We start from the raw sequence: 20805 nt of genomic DNA, 5'->3' as shown, positions 1-20805 counted from the left end.
TTTTTGTCCTTCTTTTAGCAAAATTATGCTTGTTTTGCGCTGGAAAAGTCGACCTACAGTCAGTTTAATCATATTTTATGACTTTTGACGGAGGTATGGTCGTTATTATGGCCGACGGAAGTATCAGCACGAGAGCCGCAACGACAATGACCGACAGGTTGAGTACAATCAATGCCGGAACAGACAACAGCATAGGCACATGGTCAAGATAATAAGCCTCCGGATTCAGAGGTATCACGCCGGTTGCATCCTGAACAAGAATCACGCATACGCCAATAAGATTACCGATTACAAGCCCCGCGACAAGAATACGCATGGTCAGATAGACAAACGACCGCCGTATAAGAGAGTCTGGCGCTCCTAAAGCCTTCAGTATACCTATCATGTTTACACGCCGCAATATTAATATGTAGAGAGACGACACAAGCGTCAGACACGTCAGCAGTGACATCAGTGTCAATATCACTATCACATTAGTGTCAAGCAATGCAAGCCAGTTGAAATATAATGCAGCCGAAGTATGGACATCTGTCACCGTATAGAACGTAGGCGTACGTCCTGTATACAGCTTCTCAAGCAGACCGGCGGAAAGTTGCTCGGCACACTCGGCTATCTCCTTGTCGCTTCCAAGCCCGTAGATTTCGATTTGTGTTCCAAGATTCTCCCCTACACCTGCAAGCGCGGAGAGCATAGGCAGCGTGGAGAAAATATAATTGTCGTCATACTCGCTGAAATGCGTGTCATATATAGCCGCGACTTTCAGTCTTCGCGTCCTGTAGCTGTCGCCGCCAAGAAAAAAAGCGTCTATTTTCTCGCCAAGTCCAACTGATAAATCCCGCGCGAGATTCCGTGATATGATAACATGGTAGAGCGTCGAATCGGCCTTGAAATCCGGGATTTCCCCTTCGATGAGATTCTGCCGGATGAATTCCCAGTCATAATCACGACTGATGCCCTTGACTATCGCCCCGGTAAAGTCTGCCGGAGTCTTCAATATCACAGGCTGCCGTATGGCAAGCACCGTCGTCGCTTTTTCAGGCAACATTTCAAGCACTGGCCTGACATCGTTGATGTCGACGAGCGGCACTTTGCTGTCATCAGGACTATAGACCGAAATCGACAATTGAGCGTCGAATCCCATTATTTTCTGACGGATCTCTTCTTTGAAACCCATCATGACAGCAATGGATATAAGCATCACCACCACCGAGAGAGCTATACCCGAGACGGCAATTACTATGCCCGACTGCATTTTCCCTGAAGGAGAACGCAGCGAGAGACGATTGGCTATGAATATGGCAAGTGACATGACGAGGGACAAAGTTAGAAAAATTTATCGACTTTTCCTCAATTTTTCAATCTCCTCTAAGCACCCCGGGACCATTATGCCGTCAGAACGACTGTTTAAAACAACAATGCTACCCTGTAGACAATAAATGCCACCATCCATGCCAGAAGCGTGTTGTAGACAACTGAAAACAGCCCGTAGCGCGGATTGCCTGTCTCCTTGATTATAGCTGTGACAGTCGCTATGCACGGACAATACAACAACACGAACACCATAAAACTCAATGCGGCAGCCGCAGTGAAATCCGGGTGCCCGGTAACCTCATTCGGAGTGATCAGACGGGTCGAAAGTGTCTGGTCGCTCGCTTCCTCATCGCCGGTATAGAGCACACCGAGTGTCGACACCACGATTTCTTTTGCAGGGACACCGGCAAGAGCGGCCACTGAAGCACGCCAATGAAAACCTATCGGCTCAAGTATAGGATTGATTGCCTTGCCTGCCATTTCAAGATAGCTGTCACGCGACGGGTCAATCGCAGAGTCGTCAGCCACAGTCTCGGCTGATACCTCCTGCGCAGATTCGCCATCGTGTAGAGGAAAATAGTTGAGTGCCCAGACAACAATACTTGCCACAAGGATGATGCCTCCCATTTTTTTGAGATATTGCTCTCCTTTACCCCACATATGGCGTAATGTCGCCTTCAGTGTCGGCACGCGGTAAGGCGGCAGCTCCATGACAAACGGTGTCACATCCTCACCGAAGTAAAAACGTCGAAGCAGACGTGCGGTCACACCAGCCATGAGTATCCCGAGCAGATATATGCACATAAACACAAGCGTCGCATGATTCGGAAAGAACGTCCCGATAAGCAGTACATAGATCGGCAGTCGGGCCGAACAGCTGATAAAAGGATTGATCAGTATGGTTATAATCCTGCTTGAACGGCTTTCAATCGAGCGCGATGCCATTATGGACGGCACCGTACATCCGAACCCCATAACCAATGGTATGAAAGACTTGCCATGAAGTCCGAGCCGGTGCATCACCTTATCCATAATGAAGGCGGCACGTGCCATGTAACCTGAATCCTCCATAAAGGAAATACAAAGATACAGAATCAGGATGTTGGGCAGGAACACAATCACTCCACCGACACCACCGATGATTCCATCGGCTATCAGGTCTTTCACCGCTCCGTCCGGCAGATATTCGCGGGTAAGGTCACCGAGCCATCCCACAATCCCCTCAATCCATTCCATAGGATAGGAACCAAGCTCAAATGTGGCCCAGAAAATGAAAAACATTATTCCGAGAAATATCGGGAAACCAAACAATCGGTTGGTGACTATTGTGTCGATGATGCGAGTTGAGTTTATCTCCTCTTTCTTCGTTGTCTCCATAGTCTCGGCAAGCGCACCTGCAATGAAACCATACTTGGCGTTTGCAATCGACATATTGATGTCGTCGGCAGCAGTCGGCAGCCCCGCCAGCAATGAGTCCCGCAAATCGATAATCTCTTTTCCGGACGGGAGAGCCTTGATGGCTTTTTCAACCTCTGCATCCTTTTCAAGCAGCTTTATGGCAAGATAACGGGGCGAAAAATGCAGGCCGACATGCGGGTTCGCCTTGATAGTATCTTTTAGCACAGTCACAGCGTGTTCTATGTCCGTGCCGAGATTGACATGTATATGGCGTACAGCGGGATCAGTACCCTCATATACGCGGATCACAGTATCGAGTAGCTCATTGATGCCACGTCCCGTACGCGCAGCAATCGGAACAATCGGCACTCCGATCATTTCTCCAAGCATCTTGCAGTCGAGTTTCACCCCGGCTCGTTCGAGTTCGTCGACCATGTTAAGGGCAATGACCATGCTCCGGTCCATATCGATCAGCTCGGTTGTCAGATAGAGGTTACGCTCAAGATTTGAGCCGTCGACCACATTAATTATTACATCCGGAGTCTCGTCGCGAAGATACTGACGCACATACAGCTCTTCGGGAGAATAGGATGCAAGGGAATAAGTGCCGGGGAGATCGACGATATTGATACGGTAATTTTTATATCTCACACTTCCGGCCTTGGCATCGACAGTGACACCGCTATAGTTTCCGACATGTTCGCGTGCGCCGGAGACTATATTAAACAGCGAGGTCTTTCCACAGTTAGGATTGCCTATAAGAGCTACATTGATGGTACGCATCGCACTGCTGTGACCGTCATGTTCATGAGCGGCAGCATGGTGAACTTCTCCATGTTCTTCCAGAACAGGCGATTCATCAGTGTGACTGGACAGAGACGAATGTGTCGATCCAACCTCATCGGTCGACACTTCAACCAGTTCTGCTTCCGAGCGACGAAGCGACACTTCGTAGTCCATGATTTCATATTTCACCGGGTCGCGGAGAGGCGCGTCAAGCAGAACCCTGACCTTGCGTCCTGTCACAAATCCCATTTCCAACATTCGTTTCCTGAAGGCTCCGTGGCCCAATATTTTGACAACCGTGGCATCCTGACCCGGTTTTAAATCTGAAAGTCTTGTGAGCATAATTATACCGATATGCGTAATTCGGCTACAAACTTACATATTATTTATATCATAGGAAATACCTAAAAATAATGATTTTTTGTGGCAGAAGTCTGCATGGCGGGAATTTCTGCATCAACGGCGCAATAAACATTGAAAATTCAAGTTATAAGAATGAACGATCATACCTATTCAACTCAATTTTGTCCATGATTTCACTCAGACATATAGTAGCGGCGTCAGGCATCGCGATTTTCGGGTCGTTTGCCGCCTACTCCCAGAAAAATGAATTTAATCCGGTGCAGACCGGTGTCAATTCGCTCGGCATCGCTCCCGACGCACGCGGAGCATCAATGGGTGACCTCGGTGCCGCTACCGACCCCGATGCAAACAGCCAGTACTGGAATCCGTCGAAATATGCCTTTGCCTATTCACGCGGTGCTGTTTCGCTCAGCTATACACCTTGGCTTCGAAAACTTGTCAACGACATTTTTCTCGCCAACGTTGCAGGATACTGGAAAATCGGGACTGAAGACAACCAGGCTGTTTCAGCTTCGCTTCGCTATTTCTCACTCGGCGAGGTGACAGATGAAAATGGCGGGATGGGCATACAATCCGTAAACCCCTATGAAATGAGTTTCGACATAGGCTACTCACGCAAGCTATCCGATAAATTTTCAATGGGCATAGTCTTCCGTTACATATACTCCGACCTAAGTTTCAGCGAGAGCTATGCCGACGATTCCTCGACAGGCGCATCTGCATTTTCAGCTGACATTTCAGGATACTACACCACTTATCCCATCATCGGACGCAATGAGTGCCAGTGGTCATGGGGCTTTGATATTTCAAACATCGGTTCTAAAGTCAACTATAACCACGGTGACAATCCGGCATTCCTACCCACTAATTTCCGTCTCGGCACATCGTTCACATACCCTCTCGCCGACTACCATAACCTTTCGCTCAACCTCGACCTTAACAAACTCCTTGTCCCTGCCAAACCGCGCAGAGAAGACTATGCCGATGACACAGAGGGAGAGATTGATTTTGTAAAAGCCGAAGAAGACTGGCAAAATATGTCGCCGATAACAGGAATTTTCAAATCATTTTCCGATGCACCCGGAGGCATGAAGGAAGAGCTGCGCGAAATCTCATGGTCACTCGGTGCGGAATACAACTATAATGACCAGTTCTTCCTACGTGGCGGCTATTTCTATCAGAATCCGACAAAAGGGAACCTACAGTATTTCGCACTCGGAGCGGGATTCGCTCTTAACGTCCTGCGACTTGATGCGAGCTATATGGTAGCCACTGCACAAAACTCGCCTCTCGACCAGACTCTTCGTTTCACACTGACGTTCGACATGGACGGACTGAAAGAGATTTTCGGCAAACGATAATTCATTTCCAATACATTCTTAACTCAAGAAATATGATACGAACCGGACTGGGATACGATGTCCATCGCCTCGTCGAAGACCGCCGACTGATACTCTGCGGAGTCGATATTCCTTATGAAAAAGGGCTTCTCGGACACAGCGATGCCGATGTCGCTCTTCATGCACTTTCCGATGCTCTGCTTGGCGCGGCAGCCATGCGCGACATCGGTTACCACTTTCCAGATACAGTGGCTGAATACAAAGGCGCAGACTCGCGTGTGCTCCTCCGCCGGGTTGTCGAACTCATCAAAGAGCAAGGCTTCTCTATAAATAATGTTGATATAACTATCATAGCCCAACGTCCGAAACTTCTTGATTTCATCCCTGTGATGGTTCAGAACGTTGCTGATGATCTCGCCATTCCAGCCGACTGTGTATCAGTCAAGGCCACAACCACCGAGCGCCTTGGATTCGAAGGTCGTGGCGAAGGTATCTCCGCAATGGCCGTTGCAACGCTTTCCGACTCTCGACTTTAGAAAAATAAATCATGCTACGGAGAAATATACAACCGTCAGCAATCGGAATAAATCAGAAACCTCGTCAGGCATAAAAGTTACATGCCCGGCGAGGTTTCATCGTTTTTATATGCAAATTGTGGTTATCCGTTTTTCTTATCGTTCACCAGAAAATCATGAATTCCCTGCGCAGCCTTACGGCCGGAAGCTATACATCTTACAACGAGTGATGCACCGGTCGACACGTCACCTGCAGCAAACACTTTAGGATTGCTCGACTGCCCTTTTTCATTGACCTTGACATTTCCCCGCGGATCTTTTTCAAGTCCGAGAGCATCAATCACACCCTCCGGGATAGGATTTGTGAACCCATTGCAAGGAGAACGAGATCGGCTTTGATTGTTTCAGTCTTTCCTGTATGCACAAGATTCATCCGGCCGGTTTCCGGATCCTTCTTCCACTCGACCGTTTCGACTTCCACTTCCCTGACTCGTCCGTCGGCATCAGGAATGAAACGGCGTGTGTCAAGAAGCCACCGACGGTCACAACCCTCAAGATGACTGCTCGAAGTCTTGAGTACGACCGGCCAGTAGGGCCACGGAGTATCGGGGTTCTCCCCTACCGGCGGTTTTGGCATAATCTCAATCTGGGTTACAGACAGAGCGCCTTGACGGTGAGCAGTACCGACACAGTCACTGCCGGTGTCACCGCCACCGATCACAAGCACATTTTTTTTCTTGGCCGAAATACGCTGTTCGCGGCTGATTTCCGCTCCGGCATTCACACGGTTCTGTTGCTGAAGCAGTTCGAGAGCAAAATGCACACCTTTGAGATCGCGGCCATCGACTTTAAGATCGCGTGGCACTTCCGCACCCATAGCCAGACACACCGCATCGAAATCTTTAAGCAGCTCATCAATACTTATATCAGTCCCGACACAGATGCCGCACTTGAACTCGATGCCTTCTTCTTTCAGCAAATCAAGACGACGGTCAATCACACTCTTATTAAGCTTGAAATCGGGAATGCCGAAACGCAACAATCCACCGGGAGCTTCATTTTTCTCGAACACGGTCACATTATGGCCACGACGGTTAAGCTGATTGGCACATGCGAGGCCGGCAGGACCTGAGCCGACAACCGCGACACGGTATTTTGTGCGTTTTTTCGGAGGGCGGGCGATGACATAACCCTCGCTGAACGCACGCTCGACTATTGCCGCCTCATTTTCACGTATGGTCACCGGCTCATGCTGTTTGTTGAGCACACAGCCTTTCTCGCATAGAGCGGGACAGACACGCCCGGTGAATTCGGGGAAGTCATCAGTCATGGTAAGAAGCTGATATGCCCCCTTGATATCGTTCCTGTAAAGATAATCCTGCCATTCAGGCTGACGGTTGCCGAGCGGGCAGCTCCAGTGGCAAAAAGGTACACCGCATTCCATGCAGCGCGAAGCCTGCAACCGGCGATCTTCGGTGTTGAGGGTCTGCTCGACCTCTCCATAGTCATTTACACGGTCATGAATCGGACGATAGCCGGCTTCCTTACGCGGTATATTTAAAAATGCTGTGGGATTTCCCATATCATAAATTTTAAGCGTAATTACTAATTTAATAGGACTTATCAGTCAACCTGCATCGAAGCAATTCGCCGTTGGAGGTTAGCGACTTTCTCATCGTGAAGCACCTTTTTATACTCAATCGGTATAATCTTTATAAACTGCCCCACATAGTTGTCCCAATCATCAAGCATAGCGCCTGCGAGCGGACTGTGCGTATATCTGAAATGATTTCCGATAAGCCGGTAAAGCTCGCGATTGTCAGCCATTTCCTCAATCAGCGAAAGTTCAACCATCTCCATATTGCAGAAATAATCGAAATTTCCGTCTGGATTCCAGACATAAGCTATACCACCGCTCATACCTGCAGCAAAGTTACGTCCTGTAGAGCCGAGCACCACCGTACGGCCGCCGGTCATATATTCACAGCAATGGTCACCGACCCCTTCGACCACGGCTGTAGCGCCGGAGTTACGGACACAGAAACGTTCGCCGACACGGCCATTGATATAAATCTCACCTGCGGTAGCTCCATAGAGAATAGTGTTGCCGGCTATGATATTCGATTCAGGAGCGAATTTAGAGCCGACAGGCGGGACAATCACAATCTTACCGCCAGACAGACCTTTGCCTACATAGTCATTTGCATCTCCCTCAAGCCGGAAACTGATTCCGTGGGCAAGGAATGCGCCGAAACTTTGACCTGCAGCTCCCTTGAAGGTACAATTTATGGTATTGTCAGGGAGTCCGGCATCGCCGAATTTCTTCGCTATCACACCCGAGAGCATAGCACCCACCGAGCGGTCTGTGTTACAGATAGGAAATTCAAGTTCGACAGGCATACATGACTCTATGGCCGGATATGCACGGCTGATAATCTCCCTGTCAAGCACATGGTCGATGTCATGTTTCTGACTGATGACATTTATTATCGCGTTGGTAGCCGCTTCAGCCGGGACATGCAGCATACGTGAGAAATCAAGGCCCGAAGTCTTTTGTCCTTCAAGCTCCTCGCGCACAAAGAGCAAATCGGCACGTCCGATGATATCATCAAGCCGCTTCACTCCCATTCCGGCAAGTGTCTCCCTGATTTCACGGGCGAGGAAACGGAAGAAATTCACCACATATTCCGAACGTCCGGTGAATCGTCTGCGTAACTCTTCATTCTGAGTTGCGACACCGACCGGGCAGGTGTTCTTGTGACATTTTCGCATCATGACACACCCGAGGACAATCAACGCGCTTGTGGCAAATCCATATTCTTCCGCCCCAAGCATGGCCATGATAATCACATCACGTGCACTCTTGAGCTGACCGTCAGCCTGAAGTTTCACCTGACCGCGAAGATTGTTGATGACAAGCGTCTGCTGAGTCTCCGCAAGCCCGATTTCCACCGGCACACCGGCATAACGTATCGAACTTGCCGGCGATGCACCCGTACCGCCGTCACTTCCACTGATTGTTATCAGATCGCTCTTTGCTTTTGCGACACCTGCGGCAATTGTGCCGACACCGCTTTCCGAGACAAGCTTTACGCTGACATTGGCCGATGGATTGACATTTTTAAGATCGAATATAAGCTGTGCAAGGTCTTCGATTGAATAGATGTCGTGATGTGGAGGAGGCGAGATAAGCGAGATTCCGGGAATGGAATGGCGCGTTTTAGCTATAATCTTGTCTACTTTAAATCCTGGCAGCTGACCGCCCTCGCCCGGCTTAGCTCCCTGCGCTACCTTAATCTGGATTTCGTCAGCGTTGACAAGATACTCTGTCGTCACACCGAAACGCCCGGATGCCACCTGTTTGATCGCGGATCTGGCTGATGAACCGTCGGGGCGCGGGGCAAAGCGTTCAGGATCTTCCCCACCCTCGCCGGTGTTGCTTCGGGCGCCGATGGCGTTCATGGCTATGCCAAGGGCTTCATGAGCCTCCCTGCTGATAGAGCCAAACGACATAGCTCCCGTGACGAAACGCTTCATGATGGCTTCCTCCGGCTCAACCTCATCAACAGAAATCGGTTCGCCCCTGCGGAAGTCAAGAAAATCGCGGATAAATATAGGTTTGGGCTTATTATCGACAAGCGATGTGTATTCCTTGAATTTCTTATAGCTGCCAAGACGAGTGGCAAGCTGGAGAGTGGCTATTGTCTCAGGATTCCAAGCATGCGACTCTCCGTCCTTGCGGAATGAATATTGGCCGATGAACGGCAGCGGAGATTCCGTGTCAAAATCCTCGTCAAACGCTTCGGCATGAGGGCCGATTATATCTGCAGCAAGATGCCTGATATCCACTCCTCCGATTTTACTTACCGTATGTCCGAAATATTCGCTGCACACGGATTCAGCAAGACCGATGGCCTCGAAAAGCTGAGCTCCCTTGTAGCTTGTGATAGTCGAAATACCCATTTTTGACATGACTTTAAGCAAGCCTTTGTCAATTGCCTTTATATAGTTTCTGGATGCAGTGTCGAAGTCAAGCTGTATGTCATGACGTTTAACCAGATCATCTATCACCGCAAAAGCCAGATATGGATTTATCGCACTCGCGCCATAGCCGCTGAGCAGAGCAAAGTGCATCACCTCACGCGCATCGGCAGTCTCGATGATGAGTGCCGTCTGAGTTCGCTTCTTGCAGTCGATGAGATGATGATGGACAGCCGCAGTGGCAAGCAGCGACGGAATCGGTGCGTTCACGGCATTTACATCGCGGTCTGAAAGCACGACGTAGTTGCAACCTTCGTCAACAGCCTGTTCAGCTTCTCGACACAGGCGTCCGACGGCCTTTACCAGTCCTTCATGTCCTTCTGACGCAGGGAATGTCATCGACAGCTTGCGCGTGTTGAAACCCTTGTAACGCAGGTTACAAAGCAAATCGAGCTCGCGGTTTGTTATTATAGGCCGTTTGAGCAACACCATTTTGCAAAGTTCAGGTGACGGATCAAGCAGATTGAGTTTCACAGCTCCGATGTAGCTGTCAAGACTCATCACCAGTTCCTCGCGCAGCGGATCAATGGCCGGGTTGGTCACCTGAGCGAAATGCTGTCGGAAATAATTGAACAATAATTGCGGCTCTTCCGACAGCACTGCTATCGGAGTGTCCTTACCCATAGAATTGACAGGTTCTTTTCCATCGGTAAGCATCGGAGTGATGATTTTCTCAACCTCTTCGCGATTATAGAGAAATGTATGCAGCAAACGGCGGAAGTCACCAACCGTATTGTCGACCTTGCGTCCGCTGCTGATGCTGTCGAGGCTTATGCGGTTACGTGATAGCCAGTCGCGGTACGGGAACTCATTGGCCAGAGTTTCTTTCAGTTCTGCATCCTGATAAATCTTACCTTCCTCCATATCGACCATCATCATCTTGCCGGGACGCAGACGGCCTTTCTCCTTGACTTCCGAAGCCTCAAACGGCAACACGCCCATTTCAGAAGCAAGCACAACCGTGTCGTTATTTGTGATGAGATAGCGAGCCGGACGCAGACCGTTACGGTCAAGCATACCTCCGGCATAGCGCCCGTCACTGAAAAGGAGAGCCGCAGGGCCGTCCCATGCTTCCATCAGGATAGAATTATACTCGTAGAAAGCTTTCAACTCAGGCGAAATCGGGTTCTTGTCATTGAACGATTCGGGAATAAGCATCGAGAGAGCTCGTGGAAGACTCATGCCGGACATGACAAAAAATTCAAGCACATTGTCAAGCGATGCCGAATCACTCATACCGGGTTGTACAATCGGAGTCATGTCGCGGTCACCGAATGCCAGAGGTTTAAGCATACATTCACGCGCTTTCATCCAAAGACGGTTGCCCTGAATGGTGTTGATCTCACCGTTATGCCCGAGCATTCTGAACGGCTGGGCAAGAGACCATGTAGGGAACGTATTTGTGCTGAACCGCGAATGGACAAGAGCCATAGCGGTGGTAAAGCGCGGATTCATAAGATCGGGGAAATAGTAACGCAGCTGAAGGCTCGACAGCATTCCCTTATAAATTATGATGCGCGATGACAATGAGACGATATAAAAATCATCTTTGCCATCAAGTGAAAGCGAACGCACTTTCTTCTCCACAGCCTTGCGCAGAAGATACAAGCGGATTTCAACCGGCTCATCGCTCTCTTCGTCAGAGACAAAAATCTGTTTTATGACAGGTTCTGCCTCCCGGGCCACCGAACCGAGCTGCTCGTTGTTTGTAGGCACATCGCGTACGGCAATAAGTTTCAGACCAAGTTCTATAGCCTCACGCTCTATAATCCCGAGAATAATCTGGACAGTGTCCTCATTGCGTGGAAAGAAAACGAGACCCGTGCCGTAGCGTCCCTTTTCGGGGACAGGAATACCTTGAAGCAGGATGAACTCATGAGGTATCTGAACCATGATTCCCGCACCGTCGCCGGTTTTCGGATCAGCGCCTTCAGCTCCACGGTGAACCATGTGCTCAAGAACCTGCAATCCTTTTTCCACAAGATGATGAGACTTGATTCCACGCACATTAACGAGAAGCCCGACTCCACAGGCATCATGTTCGAAGCGCGGATCATAGAGTCCTTGTTGTTTAGGTGTTGACATTTGCATATAAAAACTTTAATTCAAATAAATCCAAACTATATTATGATATATTGTATCTGTATTCAGGTGCTGATTTAATTTTCTTCGACACCTTTGAACCAGTCACTTTCCGACGGAAGCTCGAGAGACGTTTCATTGCCATATTCCTCTCCATGCTGCGATGAATCAAGACCGACACGCTCGTTCCAACCCGACACGCGCATCGGGATAATCTTGTCGGTCAGCCAATATAGTCCATAGCTCATGACGAAAGTGTATACAAAGACCATAGCAAGCACAAGTATGTGGTTCCAGAAAAATTCACCGCGTGAAATCATATCAGGATTGTTGCGGGCAAAAAAGTCGTAGGCGAAAATACCTGTCAGAACCGTTCCTATTATACCGCCGAGACCATGAGTTGGAAATACGTCGAGTGCATCGTCGAGCAGATTGCTGTAACCTTTCCAAGCAACAGCCATGTTGCAGCACACAGTAATGAAGAGAGCGATAAAGATACTTTCACCTGCCGACACCCAGCCTGCACATGGCGTAATCGCCACAAGTCCGACTACCGCACCTATTGCAGCACCCATAGCCGACGGCTTGTGTCCACGTATCGCATCCAGTGCGATCCAAGCCACCATAGCGGTAGCAGCGGCCGTGTTTGTGTTCAGGAAGGCAGAAACAGCTATCCCGTCGGCAGCCAGAGAACTTCCGCCGTTAAATCCGAACCATCCGAGCCAGAGCAATGCTGCGCCGAGCAGCACAAAAGGGACATTGGCCGGTTTGTTGTTCTCTCCTTTGACCGTACGACGGCGACCGAGAAACATAGCCCCTGCAAGAGCTGCAATTCCAGACGCGGCATGAACAACGATACCACCGGCATAGTCATGGACGTGCATCATACCGAAAAGTCCATCGGGATGCCATGTGCAATGGGCGAGCGGACAATAGACAACCACTGTCCAAAGAACCATGAACAGAAGATAACCTGAAAAGTGTACCCTCTCGGCAAAAGCGCCGGTTATAAGAGACGGGGTGATTATGGCAAACTTCATCTGAAAAAGAGCGAAAAGCGCCAAAGGAATTGTCGTGGTGACTATACCTATCTGGGAAAGGTCACTTTTATCTGTCACATTATTGACACCCACATTCTTCATCATGAAAAAATCAGCCGGATTACCTATGACGTGAGCAATATCGTCGCCAAAAGCAAGTCCGAAACCGAATATGACCCAGATAACGCTTACAAATCCCATTACGATAAAACTCTGGAGCATGGTTGATATCACATTCTTCGGCCTTACCATGCCTCCATAGAAAAACGACAGACCGGGGGTCATCATCAACACAAAGATTGTCGCAGTAATCATCCATGCCACATTTGCCCATAGATGATCGCCGGGCAAATCAAACAGAGATTCGGAAACCTCCGTATGCAATCCAAGCACACTGAACACCATCAGCGCAACAAGCACCAACAGCCATCCCAAACTGATCTTTTTACCGTTAAAAGTCATACCTGAAAATTTATCATTAAAACAAAACGAACTGAAAACAATCTTAAAATTTCTTTTAAAGACACCGCAAATGTAGAATTTTGTTCAATTATATGCAAATTATTCATCATTTTTCTTTTAAAAAGCATACAACAATAGCATTTTTCCACAATTTCATCTGAATCTCTATGTTAAATCAATCGCGAACAGAAACCGGACACATAGTTTATATCCCTTATAGCGCTCTTGTGTCTTAAAAATTCCTTAATTACGGAGCCATATCTACAATAAAACCTTAAATCTCTTGCAAAATATTTCAAAATCTTCTACCTTTGAGCCAACTATTGTTTCATCTATTTGGTTTATCTAAATAAACCCGCTAAGCGTAATGGACGCAAATAATTTAGATTTCAGTGATATAGCTCCTTATGGCGACAGTCAGTTCAAGGAAGCGATTAATAAAATGGTTTCAGAACCCGGATTCGAACATGCAATCCGCTGGATTCTGCCTGATATAAATTATAAGGAATTCATAGCCCTGCTCACCAGCTGCAACACAAAACAAGAGTTTCAGACACGAGTCATGCAGAACTTCCTTAATGAACTCGAACGTAAAACTACTGCCGGCGTGACAGCTTCGGGCGTGGAAAACGTCAACCCCGACAAATCCTATACATTTATAACCAACCACCGAGATATCGTGCTTGACGCATCATTTATCAATCTGATATTCCTGCGCCACGACATGAAAACATCGGAAGTAGCCATCGGTGACAATCTACTTATTTACGATTGGATTACCCATCTCGTAAAGCTCAACGGCAGTTTCATCGTAAAACGCAATCTGCCCACACGACAGGCACTTGATGCCGCACGTGAACTTTCAGGCTACATCCATCACGCCATATGCAATAAGAATGAAAGTATCTGGATTGCCCAGCGACAAGGAAGAGCGAAAGATTCAAGTGACCATACTCAGGAAAGCGTATTGAAAATGCTCGGACTGGCAGGCGGCGGTACAACAACCCAGAATCTTGCCGCAATCAACATATTCCCGGTAGCCATTTCATATGAATTTGACCCCAACGACTATCTGAAAGCACGGGAATATCTGTTGCGTCACCGTGACCCGGAATTCAAAAAGTCGCAGCACGACGACCTTTTCTCGATGGAAACAGGTCTCATGCAATACAAGGGACGAGTCCACATATCATTCGCCAATTGCATAACACCGATGATTGAAGCCCTCCCCGCGACAATAGACAAGCAGGATGCCATTCACAGGATCTGTCATAATATCGACTGTGGAATACATAACCGATATAAGATTTATCCAATCAATTATGTAGCCTACGACCTTGCTTTTGATTCAGACATGTATCGCGACCGCTACACCGACGAAGAGTTCCGTAATGTGACAGAGTATATCGAAGGTCAGCTCGACAAGGTTGATATACCCGATATAAGCTCGCAGGAGCGCAGTTTCATGCGTACATACATGTATATGATGTATGCAAATCCACTACGCAATAAACTACTTGCCTCCGGAAGTTGTTGATAGTAATAACACAGATTAAACAAGGTCTGATTATAATTAATATCTCCGGCTGCAAAAATATCCCTGACAACTATGAGGCTCCCTTTAATTCCACTATTTGTCTGTCTGCTCTTAAATATATTTGTCGACGTATATATATACCGAGCTTTGAAACACAGATGCAGGAGTCTCTTGCCGTCAAGGATACAGCTATGGTCAGCAGTTGTTTTGTTTGCGCTCATTTTGGCTGTCTTCTGTTTTCCAAAACGCAATTGTACCAACGGAATGCTGATGTCGGTCATGTGGATGCTCTACACTTACATCGCATTCTATATACCCAAATATCTTTTTGTCATAATCGACCTTATTGCTAAGATACCGTGCCTGTTTAAACGCCACCGTCTGAAATGGATGTCGATAACAGGTGCTGTATTGAGCGTGGTTACTTTCGTTGCTCTATGGTGGGGAGCATTGGTCAATCGCTTCAACATTGATGTCAACTTCGTTGACATCAAGATTCCCGGTCTCCCGGAAGCTTTCGACGGCTACCGTATTGTTCAATTTTCTGACATGCACGTAGGGACATTTGGCAACGACACCTCGTTTGTCTCTACATTCGTTGACCGGATAAACGCCCTACACCCGGATCTCATAGTCTTTACCGGCGACATTGTCAATTCAAAGACAACCGAACTTACGCCTTTCGTCGCACCATTCTCCCGTCTTAACGCCCAAGACGGAGTGTATTCGATTCTTGGCAATCATGACTACGGCGACTATTCTGAATGGCCCTCATCTGAGGCCAAAAAGGATAATATGGAGCTGATGAAAAAGCTTCAGGCCGACATGGGCTGGCATCTCCTGCTCAACGAAACTGTCATGCTGCGTCAGGATGGCGATTCACTTGCCCTCATCGGTGTCGAAAACATAGGTGACCCTCCTTTCAAAGTGTATGGTTCACTTAACAAAGCCTATCCACAGCTGTCGGACAGTGTGAGCAAGATACTTCTCACTCACAATCCAGCCCATTGGGTAGACTCTATATCCGACCGTCCGGACATGAGAGTGCCTCTGTCTCTGTCAGGCCATACGCATGCAATGCAGATTGAAATGCTCGGATGGTCACCTGCAAAATACCGCTATCCTACTTGGGGTGGGCTTTACAACGACTCAGACAAACAACATCAGTTATATGTCAACATCGGAGGTGGCACAGTAGGCTTCCCGGCTCGCGTAGGCGCCACACCCGAAATCACACTCATAACACTCAAAAAGCTAAAATAAAACACGCTCTAAATGGCAAACGTACACGCCAACGTAATCACCGCCGAACTCGGCACGTATCTACGCAAACATGTAGCCGCATGCCTCCGTCTGCTTGACGAAGGGGCGACAGTTCCATTCATCTCCCGCTACCGCAAAGAAGCAACCGGCGGGATGGACGAAGTGACAGTCCATACAATCCAGATGCGCCATCAGGAACTGACAGAACTCGACAAGCGTAAAGAGTATATCCTCGATGTAATACGCGAGCGCGACATGCTGACACCTGAACTTCAGGAAAGGATAACGGAAACGCTCGATCCGGTTGTGCTTGAAGACATCTATCTTCCTTATAAGCCAAAACGCAATACACGCGCACAGGCCGCACGCGCTCTTGGTCTTGAACCACTCGCCAAGATCATCATGTCGCAGACATCGTCCGATATCGAAAAGCAAGCCAAGAAATTTGCTAAAGAAGCCGGTAGCATTGACTCAGCAATCGCCGGAGCTTCAGACATCATATCCGAATGGGTAAGCGAAAGCGAAAAAGCACGCAACCTTGTGCGTTCTCGTTTCCAGCGTTCGGCCACAATCCGGTCAAAGGTTGTCGCCGGAAAGGAAGAGGAAGGCAAAAACTATCAGAACTACTTCGATTTTTCCGAACCGCTTCGCATGTGCAACTCACACCGCTATCTTGCCATACGCCGAGGCGAAGAAGAAGGAATCCTGAAAGTCGGAATAACGATAGAAGACGACGAGATGGTCGACCGCCTCAGCCGCATGTTTGTCAAGTCGACAGCGACACCTGAAACAGCCACGCTTGTAAAAAACGCCGTGAAAGACGGTTATAAGCGGCTCATGCGTCCGTCAATCGAAAATGAGATTGCATCAGCGACAAAGGAAAAAAGCGACGAAGGCGCTATACAGATGTTTGCCGACAACGTGCGTCAGCTTCTGATGTCAGCCCCGCTCGGACGCAAAAGAGTGCTTGCCATAGACCCCGGATTCCGCACAGGCTGCAAGTTAGCAGTTCTCGACGAACAGGGAAATCTCCTCCAGCATGATGTGATCTATCCCACTCCTCCTGCAAACGATTTTGTCGGTTCGGCTGACGCTCTATGCTTCTATGTCGACAGATACCGGATCGATGCAATAGCCATCGGAAACGGGACAGCGGGACGCGAGACCGAACGTTTCATTCGTGACGTCATGCTCCCGCGTAAAGTCCAGATTTTTATGGTGAATGAAAATGGCGCATCAATATACTCCGCATCTGAAGTCGCGCGCGAAGAATTTCCCAACGAGGATGTGACGGTGCGCGGAGCAGTCTCAATCGGACGCCGGCTTCTTGACCCGCTGGCCGAACTTGTAAAAATTGATCCGAAGTCAATCGGTGTCGGCCAATACCAGCACGATGTAAACCAGACAAAGCTAAAAGAGGCACTCGATTATGTGGTTGAGAGCTGTGTGAACACTGTCGGAGTCAACATCAACACGGCTTCTAAACAATTGCTCTCTTATGTGTCAGGTATCGGTCCGGCGCTCGCCGCCAACATTGTCAAATATCGTGCGGAGAACGGCGATTTCACCACCCGTCAGCAACTTCTCGATGTACCGCGCATGGGAGAAAAAGCATTCCAGCAGTGCGCAGGCTTCCTGCGTATTCCCGGCGGAAAAAATCCGCTTGACAACACGGCCGTCCATCCCGAGCGCTATGCACTCGTCGAGCAAATCGCAGCAGACGCAAAAGCCGACATTGCCCGTCTGTCAAAAGACAGAAACCTGCTTCATAGCATCGAACTTGACAAATATATCACTAAAGAGGTCGGATTGCCCACTCTTACGGATATAATACTTGAGCTTGAAAAGCCCGGACGCGATCCGCGCGAGACAGCCGAAGAAATTCCATTTGATGACTCGGTAAGAAAGATCGACGACCTGCACATCGGCCAGGAACTTACCGGAAAAGTCAACAACATTACAGCTTTCGGTGTGTTTGTTGACCTCGGTATGAAAGAAAACGGCCTTATACACATATCACAGTTAAGCGACCGTTTCATATCCTCACCGGCCGACGTGGTAAGCATCGGACAGAATATCCGCGTGAAAGTCATTGACATCGACACTGCCCGAGGGCGCATCGCCCTCACGATAAAAGGAGTCGCACAATAACAGAGAGACATACAATGGACAAATCAATCTCCTGCACAATCGGGCTTGGCAGCAATACCCCTGACCGCGAATATCAGATTACCAAGGCCATCGAACATATCTGTGCATATCTGCAAAAATGTTCGATTTCTTCCGTATATGAATCGGAAGCTTGCAATGGGAAAGACAAACCGTATCTCAACGCTGTGATTCATGGCTCGACCACACATGACTACGATACGGTCGTAAAATTTCTTAAGGATTGGGAGGCCGAATGCGGACGCACACAGGTTGACACTCTCGAAGGAATCATACCGATCGACCTTGACCTTGTCATCTGGGATGAACATATCAAACGTCCAAAAGATTTCGAGCGGCACTATTTCAATCTCGGATACCGTGAACTCCTTGCTAAAGGCGCATACGAAACAATGTGACACATACACCCTGCTCTCCGTTCATAATCCGAACGGAGAGTTTTTTATTGATCTTACAGGGATACCGGCTCTTGCCAATTCATCCATATATCGGTTATGACGACGGTTGTTAAGGTCAGAAGAAAGCAATACGGAGTCTGGAGACATGGAAGCTACAGCCTTGACAATATCACCTCTGAACCCCGCACAAACGACAAGATAGTGGATCCGGCTTACCGACTCACCAAGAGTAAATGAATTGTTGCCACACAGCAGCATAAAACGTTTTCCGGCAACATCAACCACTTCAGCGACCGATGAAGAAACTGTCCTTATAAGAAGCGAATCGACATTGCGCTTCAGCATATATTTTCGATATCGGCGTGAATAGTCATCATGGATTTCTGAATGTCTGTGAGGCGGGAGAGTCGTAAAAACCTTCATCGTCCTACCATCTCGCACTATAAGTGAGGTGTGGTGTAGCGAACGTGGTATATAAGCCTCAACACCGCTATCGTCCTGCGGTCCGGCATAGACAAATGTTACTGCCAAGAAACAAAAACACAACGCGGTAGCTACTGCATAGACCATGCGTCTGCGATAAAGCCACAATCCCAAAGGTATCAGCGCAAAAAACCACACAATGATGACAGATGGCCCGACATATACATCTCTGACCACCGCCCCGGACAGCCCGGACAGGAATTCGGCTGTATCGGTAATCACTCCGAACATCTTATCTGTCAGCCATGCGACCGGCATAAGCGTCAGGCCGAAAACTCCGGCTACCAACATTACTATTCCACATATAATCACCGGCGGTAGCAACAATGCTCCTATAATGTTAGCCGGAAGAAACATAAGCGGAACAATATTGAAATATGCCGCACTTACAACAGCCGTACCGACCATTGCGGCCAACGTAACCGCCGGATAAGCGGCAATACCGTGCAAAAAACGACTGCGACGCGGAAACGGGTTGAATTTCTCGGCAAAAACAAGTATCGAGGCCACTGCCAGAAATGACATCTGAAAGCTGACCGTATAAATAGAGCGAGGAGAAAATACAAGTATGACCAGAGCAGCCACACAAAGCGAATTAAACGGTGTGCGTGTACGCTGAAATGAATAGGCCAGAAGAAAAACAGTCGCCATTACAACCGAACGTACAACCGACGGAGGCAAGCCTGTCATCACTGCAAATCCCCAAAGAGCAATCAGAAGAATCATGATGCGAAGCCATCGCAGACCGGCAATATAGAGCGGTAAAAGAGCCACGGATATTATCCATGCCAGAATGCCTGTATGCAGCCCGCTTAGCGCAAGGATGTGTGAAAGGCCTGTCGACGAAAAGAGCTCGCGCAGGTCGGCCGTCAACATCGAACGGTCACCTGCAATAGTGGCACATAGAAATTCCCTGACCGGGTCAGAAACAGGCAATCTGACAATGGCAAGTATCAGGTCAGAACGAAAACGACGTATGTCATTAATCAGCCCCGGTTCACCGCCAACGACCTCAAGACTGTCGGGGCGTACAAAGCCCTGCCCTACGACTCCCATACGCCTCAACGGCTCATCATAGTCAATCTCGTCAGGCAAATCCAGTCCGGCAACCGAAGGCTGAAGTGATGACGAAAACCGCAGACGCTCACATTCATCGACAGCAGGAAGCGAAGACGGCACCGTCAGTTTTGCCATGAACGGCATGACAGCGACTCCTTCACAGCTATCTATTCTGGCTATTATAATCTGTGTCGGCTCATATGATTTCACTTCTAAAGCAACGGCCGAATAATATTTCGAAATGCCTGAAAGGGCCATCGGGAATGATGCGGGACGACTAACAAAACCAACAGCGAATCCCGACATCAGCCCACAACACATCAGCACTCCATATGGCTGTCTGAACAGCCACAATATAATCGCGCCAATCAATGGCACGACCATAAACCAAGCGCCCACACCCCACCCTTCCAACAGAATACCAAGTATAAAAACTATGGTAAACGGAAGAAGCGGCATCAGTGAAAGGCGCATTATGAAGAGAGGTATTTATCAGCTGACTGACATACAAACTTCGGGAATCTATGGAAGCAGACACTGTTGTCTGGCATCCACCCC

General features: G+C 48.5%; 11 protein-coding genes and 1 pseudogene. 6 read left to right on the top strand and 6 right to left on the bottom strand.

Translation table 11 applies throughout. The features are described 5' to 3' along the window. Positions 1–64 precede the first annotated feature (64 nt). Together E7747_RS11975 and feoB are read right to left on the bottom strand one after the other, a co-directional pair. Positions 65–1309 carry an ABC transporter permease gene (locus E7747_RS11975; protein ID WP_136416173.1) on the bottom strand — a complete coding sequence of 415 codons (1245 nt, stop codon included), beginning with the start codon at positions 1307–1309 and terminating at the stop codon, positions 65–67. Positions 1310–1404: 95 nt separating this feature from the next. Then, a complete protein-coding gene (gene feoB / locus E7747_RS11970) occupies positions 1405–3837 on the bottom strand; it encodes a ferrous iron transport protein B (protein ID WP_136416171.1) in 2433 nt (810 codons plus the stop codon). A gap of 188 nt (positions 3838–4025) precedes the next feature. Here feoB and porV point away from each other — a divergent pair, with 188 nt between their 5' ends. Continuing rightward, complete coding sequence (gene porV, locus E7747_RS11965) at positions 4026–5219, top strand: type IX secretion system outer membrane channel protein PorV (protein WP_136416170.1); 1194 nt, start codon at positions 4026–4028, stop codon at positions 5217–5219. A 32-nt stretch (positions 5220–5251) separates the two neighbouring features. After that, a complete protein-coding gene (gene ispF, locus E7747_RS11960) occupies positions 5252–5734 on the top strand; it encodes a 2-C-methyl-D-erythritol 2,4-cyclodiphosphate synthase (RefSeq protein WP_168185334.1) in 483 nt (160 codons plus the stop codon). A 122-nt stretch (positions 5735–5856) separates the two neighbouring features. Here the strand turns inward: ispF and E7747_RS11955 are convergent. The 3 genes and pseudogenes from E7747_RS11955 to E7747_RS11945 all read right to left on the bottom strand — a co-directional run bounded on the left by E7747_RS11955 (position 5857) and on the right by E7747_RS11945 (position 13338). Then, positions 5857–7295: pseudogene (locus E7747_RS11955) on the bottom strand (glutamate synthase subunit beta). 41 nt (positions 7296–7336) lie between these two features. Beyond that, positions 7337–11845, bottom strand: coding sequence for a glutamate synthase large subunit (gene gltB, locus E7747_RS11950; protein ID WP_136416168.1), 4509 nt, complete (start codon positions 11843–11845; stop codon positions 7337–7339). Between the two features lie 68 nt (positions 11846–11913). Further along, positions 11914–13338 (bottom strand): ammonium transporter, encoded by a 1425-nt coding sequence (locus E7747_RS11945; protein ID WP_136416166.1) that lies wholly within the window; start codon positions 13336–13338, stop codon positions 11914–11916. A gap of 367 nt (positions 13339–13705) precedes the next feature. Here E7747_RS11945 and E7747_RS11940 point away from each other — a divergent pair, with 367 nt between their 5' ends. From E7747_RS11940 to E7747_RS11925, 4 genes are all read left to right on the top strand, one after another. Then, on the top strand, positions 13706–14875 hold the full coding sequence (locus E7747_RS11940) for a lysophospholipid acyltransferase family protein (RefSeq protein ID WP_123615300.1): 1170 nt from the start codon (positions 13706–13708) through the stop codon (positions 14873–14875). 222 nt (positions 14876–15097) lie between these two features. Then, positions 15098–16138 carry a metallophosphoesterase gene (locus E7747_RS11935; RefSeq protein ID WP_228449148.1) on the top strand — a complete coding sequence of 347 codons (1041 nt, stop codon included), beginning with the start codon at positions 15098–15100 and terminating at the stop codon, positions 16136–16138. A gap of 12 nt (positions 16139–16150) precedes the next feature. Beyond that, positions 16151–18289 carry a Tex family protein gene (locus tag E7747_RS11930; protein WP_123615298.1) on the top strand — a complete coding sequence of 713 codons (2139 nt, stop codon included), beginning with the start codon at positions 16151–16153 and terminating at the stop codon, positions 18287–18289. Between the two features lie 14 nt (positions 18290–18303). Beyond that, entirely contained in the window at positions 18304–18705 is a 402-nt protein-coding gene (locus tag E7747_RS11925; protein ID WP_136416162.1) for a 2-amino-4-hydroxy-6-hydroxymethyldihydropteridine diphosphokinase, read from the top strand. 21 nt (positions 18706–18726) lie between these two features. On the opposite strand, the gene E7747_RS11920 is transcribed toward E7747_RS11925, so the two are convergent. After that, a complete protein-coding gene (locus E7747_RS11920) occupies positions 18727–20721 on the bottom strand; it encodes a ComEC/Rec2 family competence protein (RefSeq protein WP_136416160.1) in 1995 nt (664 codons plus the stop codon). Positions 20722–20805: the final 84 nt, after the last annotated feature.

The sequence above is a fragment of the Duncaniella dubosii genome, assembly GCF_004803915.1.
In the GTDB taxonomy this organism is placed as follows: Bacteria; Bacteroidota; Bacteroidia; order Bacteroidales; family Muribaculaceae; genus Duncaniella; species Duncaniella dubosii.
The sequence above is the reverse complement of the archived record's forward strand: the minus strand, read 5'-3'. Positions and strand labels throughout refer to the sequence as shown.

Excerpts from the sequence above, each read along its gene's own strand:
- E7747_RS11940 (WP_123615300.1), top strand. The coding sequence starts at position 13,706 with ATGGACGCAAATAATTTAGATTTCAGTGATATAGCTCCTTATGGCGAC.
- E7747_RS11975 (WP_136416173.1), bottom strand. The coding sequence starts at position 1,309 with ATGTCACTTGCCATATTCATAGCCAATCGTCTCTCGCTGCGTTCTCCT.
- ispF (WP_168185334.1), top strand. The coding sequence starts at position 5,252 with ATGATACGAACCGGACTGGGATACGATGTCCATCGCCTCGTCGAAGAC.
- E7747_RS11945 (WP_136416166.1), bottom strand. The coding sequence starts at position 13,338 with ATGACTTTTAACGGTAAAAAGATCAGTTTGGGATGGCTGTTGGTGCTT.
- E7747_RS11920 (WP_136416160.1), bottom strand. The coding sequence starts at position 20,721 with ATGCGCCTTTCACTGATGCCGCTTCTTCCGTTTACCATAGTTTTTATA.
- porV (WP_136416170.1), top strand. The coding sequence starts at position 4,026 with ATGATTTCACTCAGACATATAGTAGCGGCGTCAGGCATCGCGATTTTC.
- feoB (WP_136416171.1), bottom strand. The coding sequence starts at position 3,837 with ATGCTCACAAGACTTTCAGATTTAAAACCGGGTCAGGATGCCACGGTT.
- E7747_RS11930 (WP_123615298.1), top strand. The coding sequence starts at position 16,151 with ATGGCAAACGTACACGCCAACGTAATCACCGCCGAACTCGGCACGTAT.
- gltB (WP_136416168.1), bottom strand. The coding sequence starts at position 11,845 with ATGCAAATGTCAACACCTAAACAACAAGGACTCTATGATCCGCGCTTC.
- E7747_RS11925 (WP_136416162.1), top strand. The coding sequence starts at position 18,304 with ATGGACAAATCAATCTCCTGCACAATCGGGCTTGGCAGCAATACCCCT.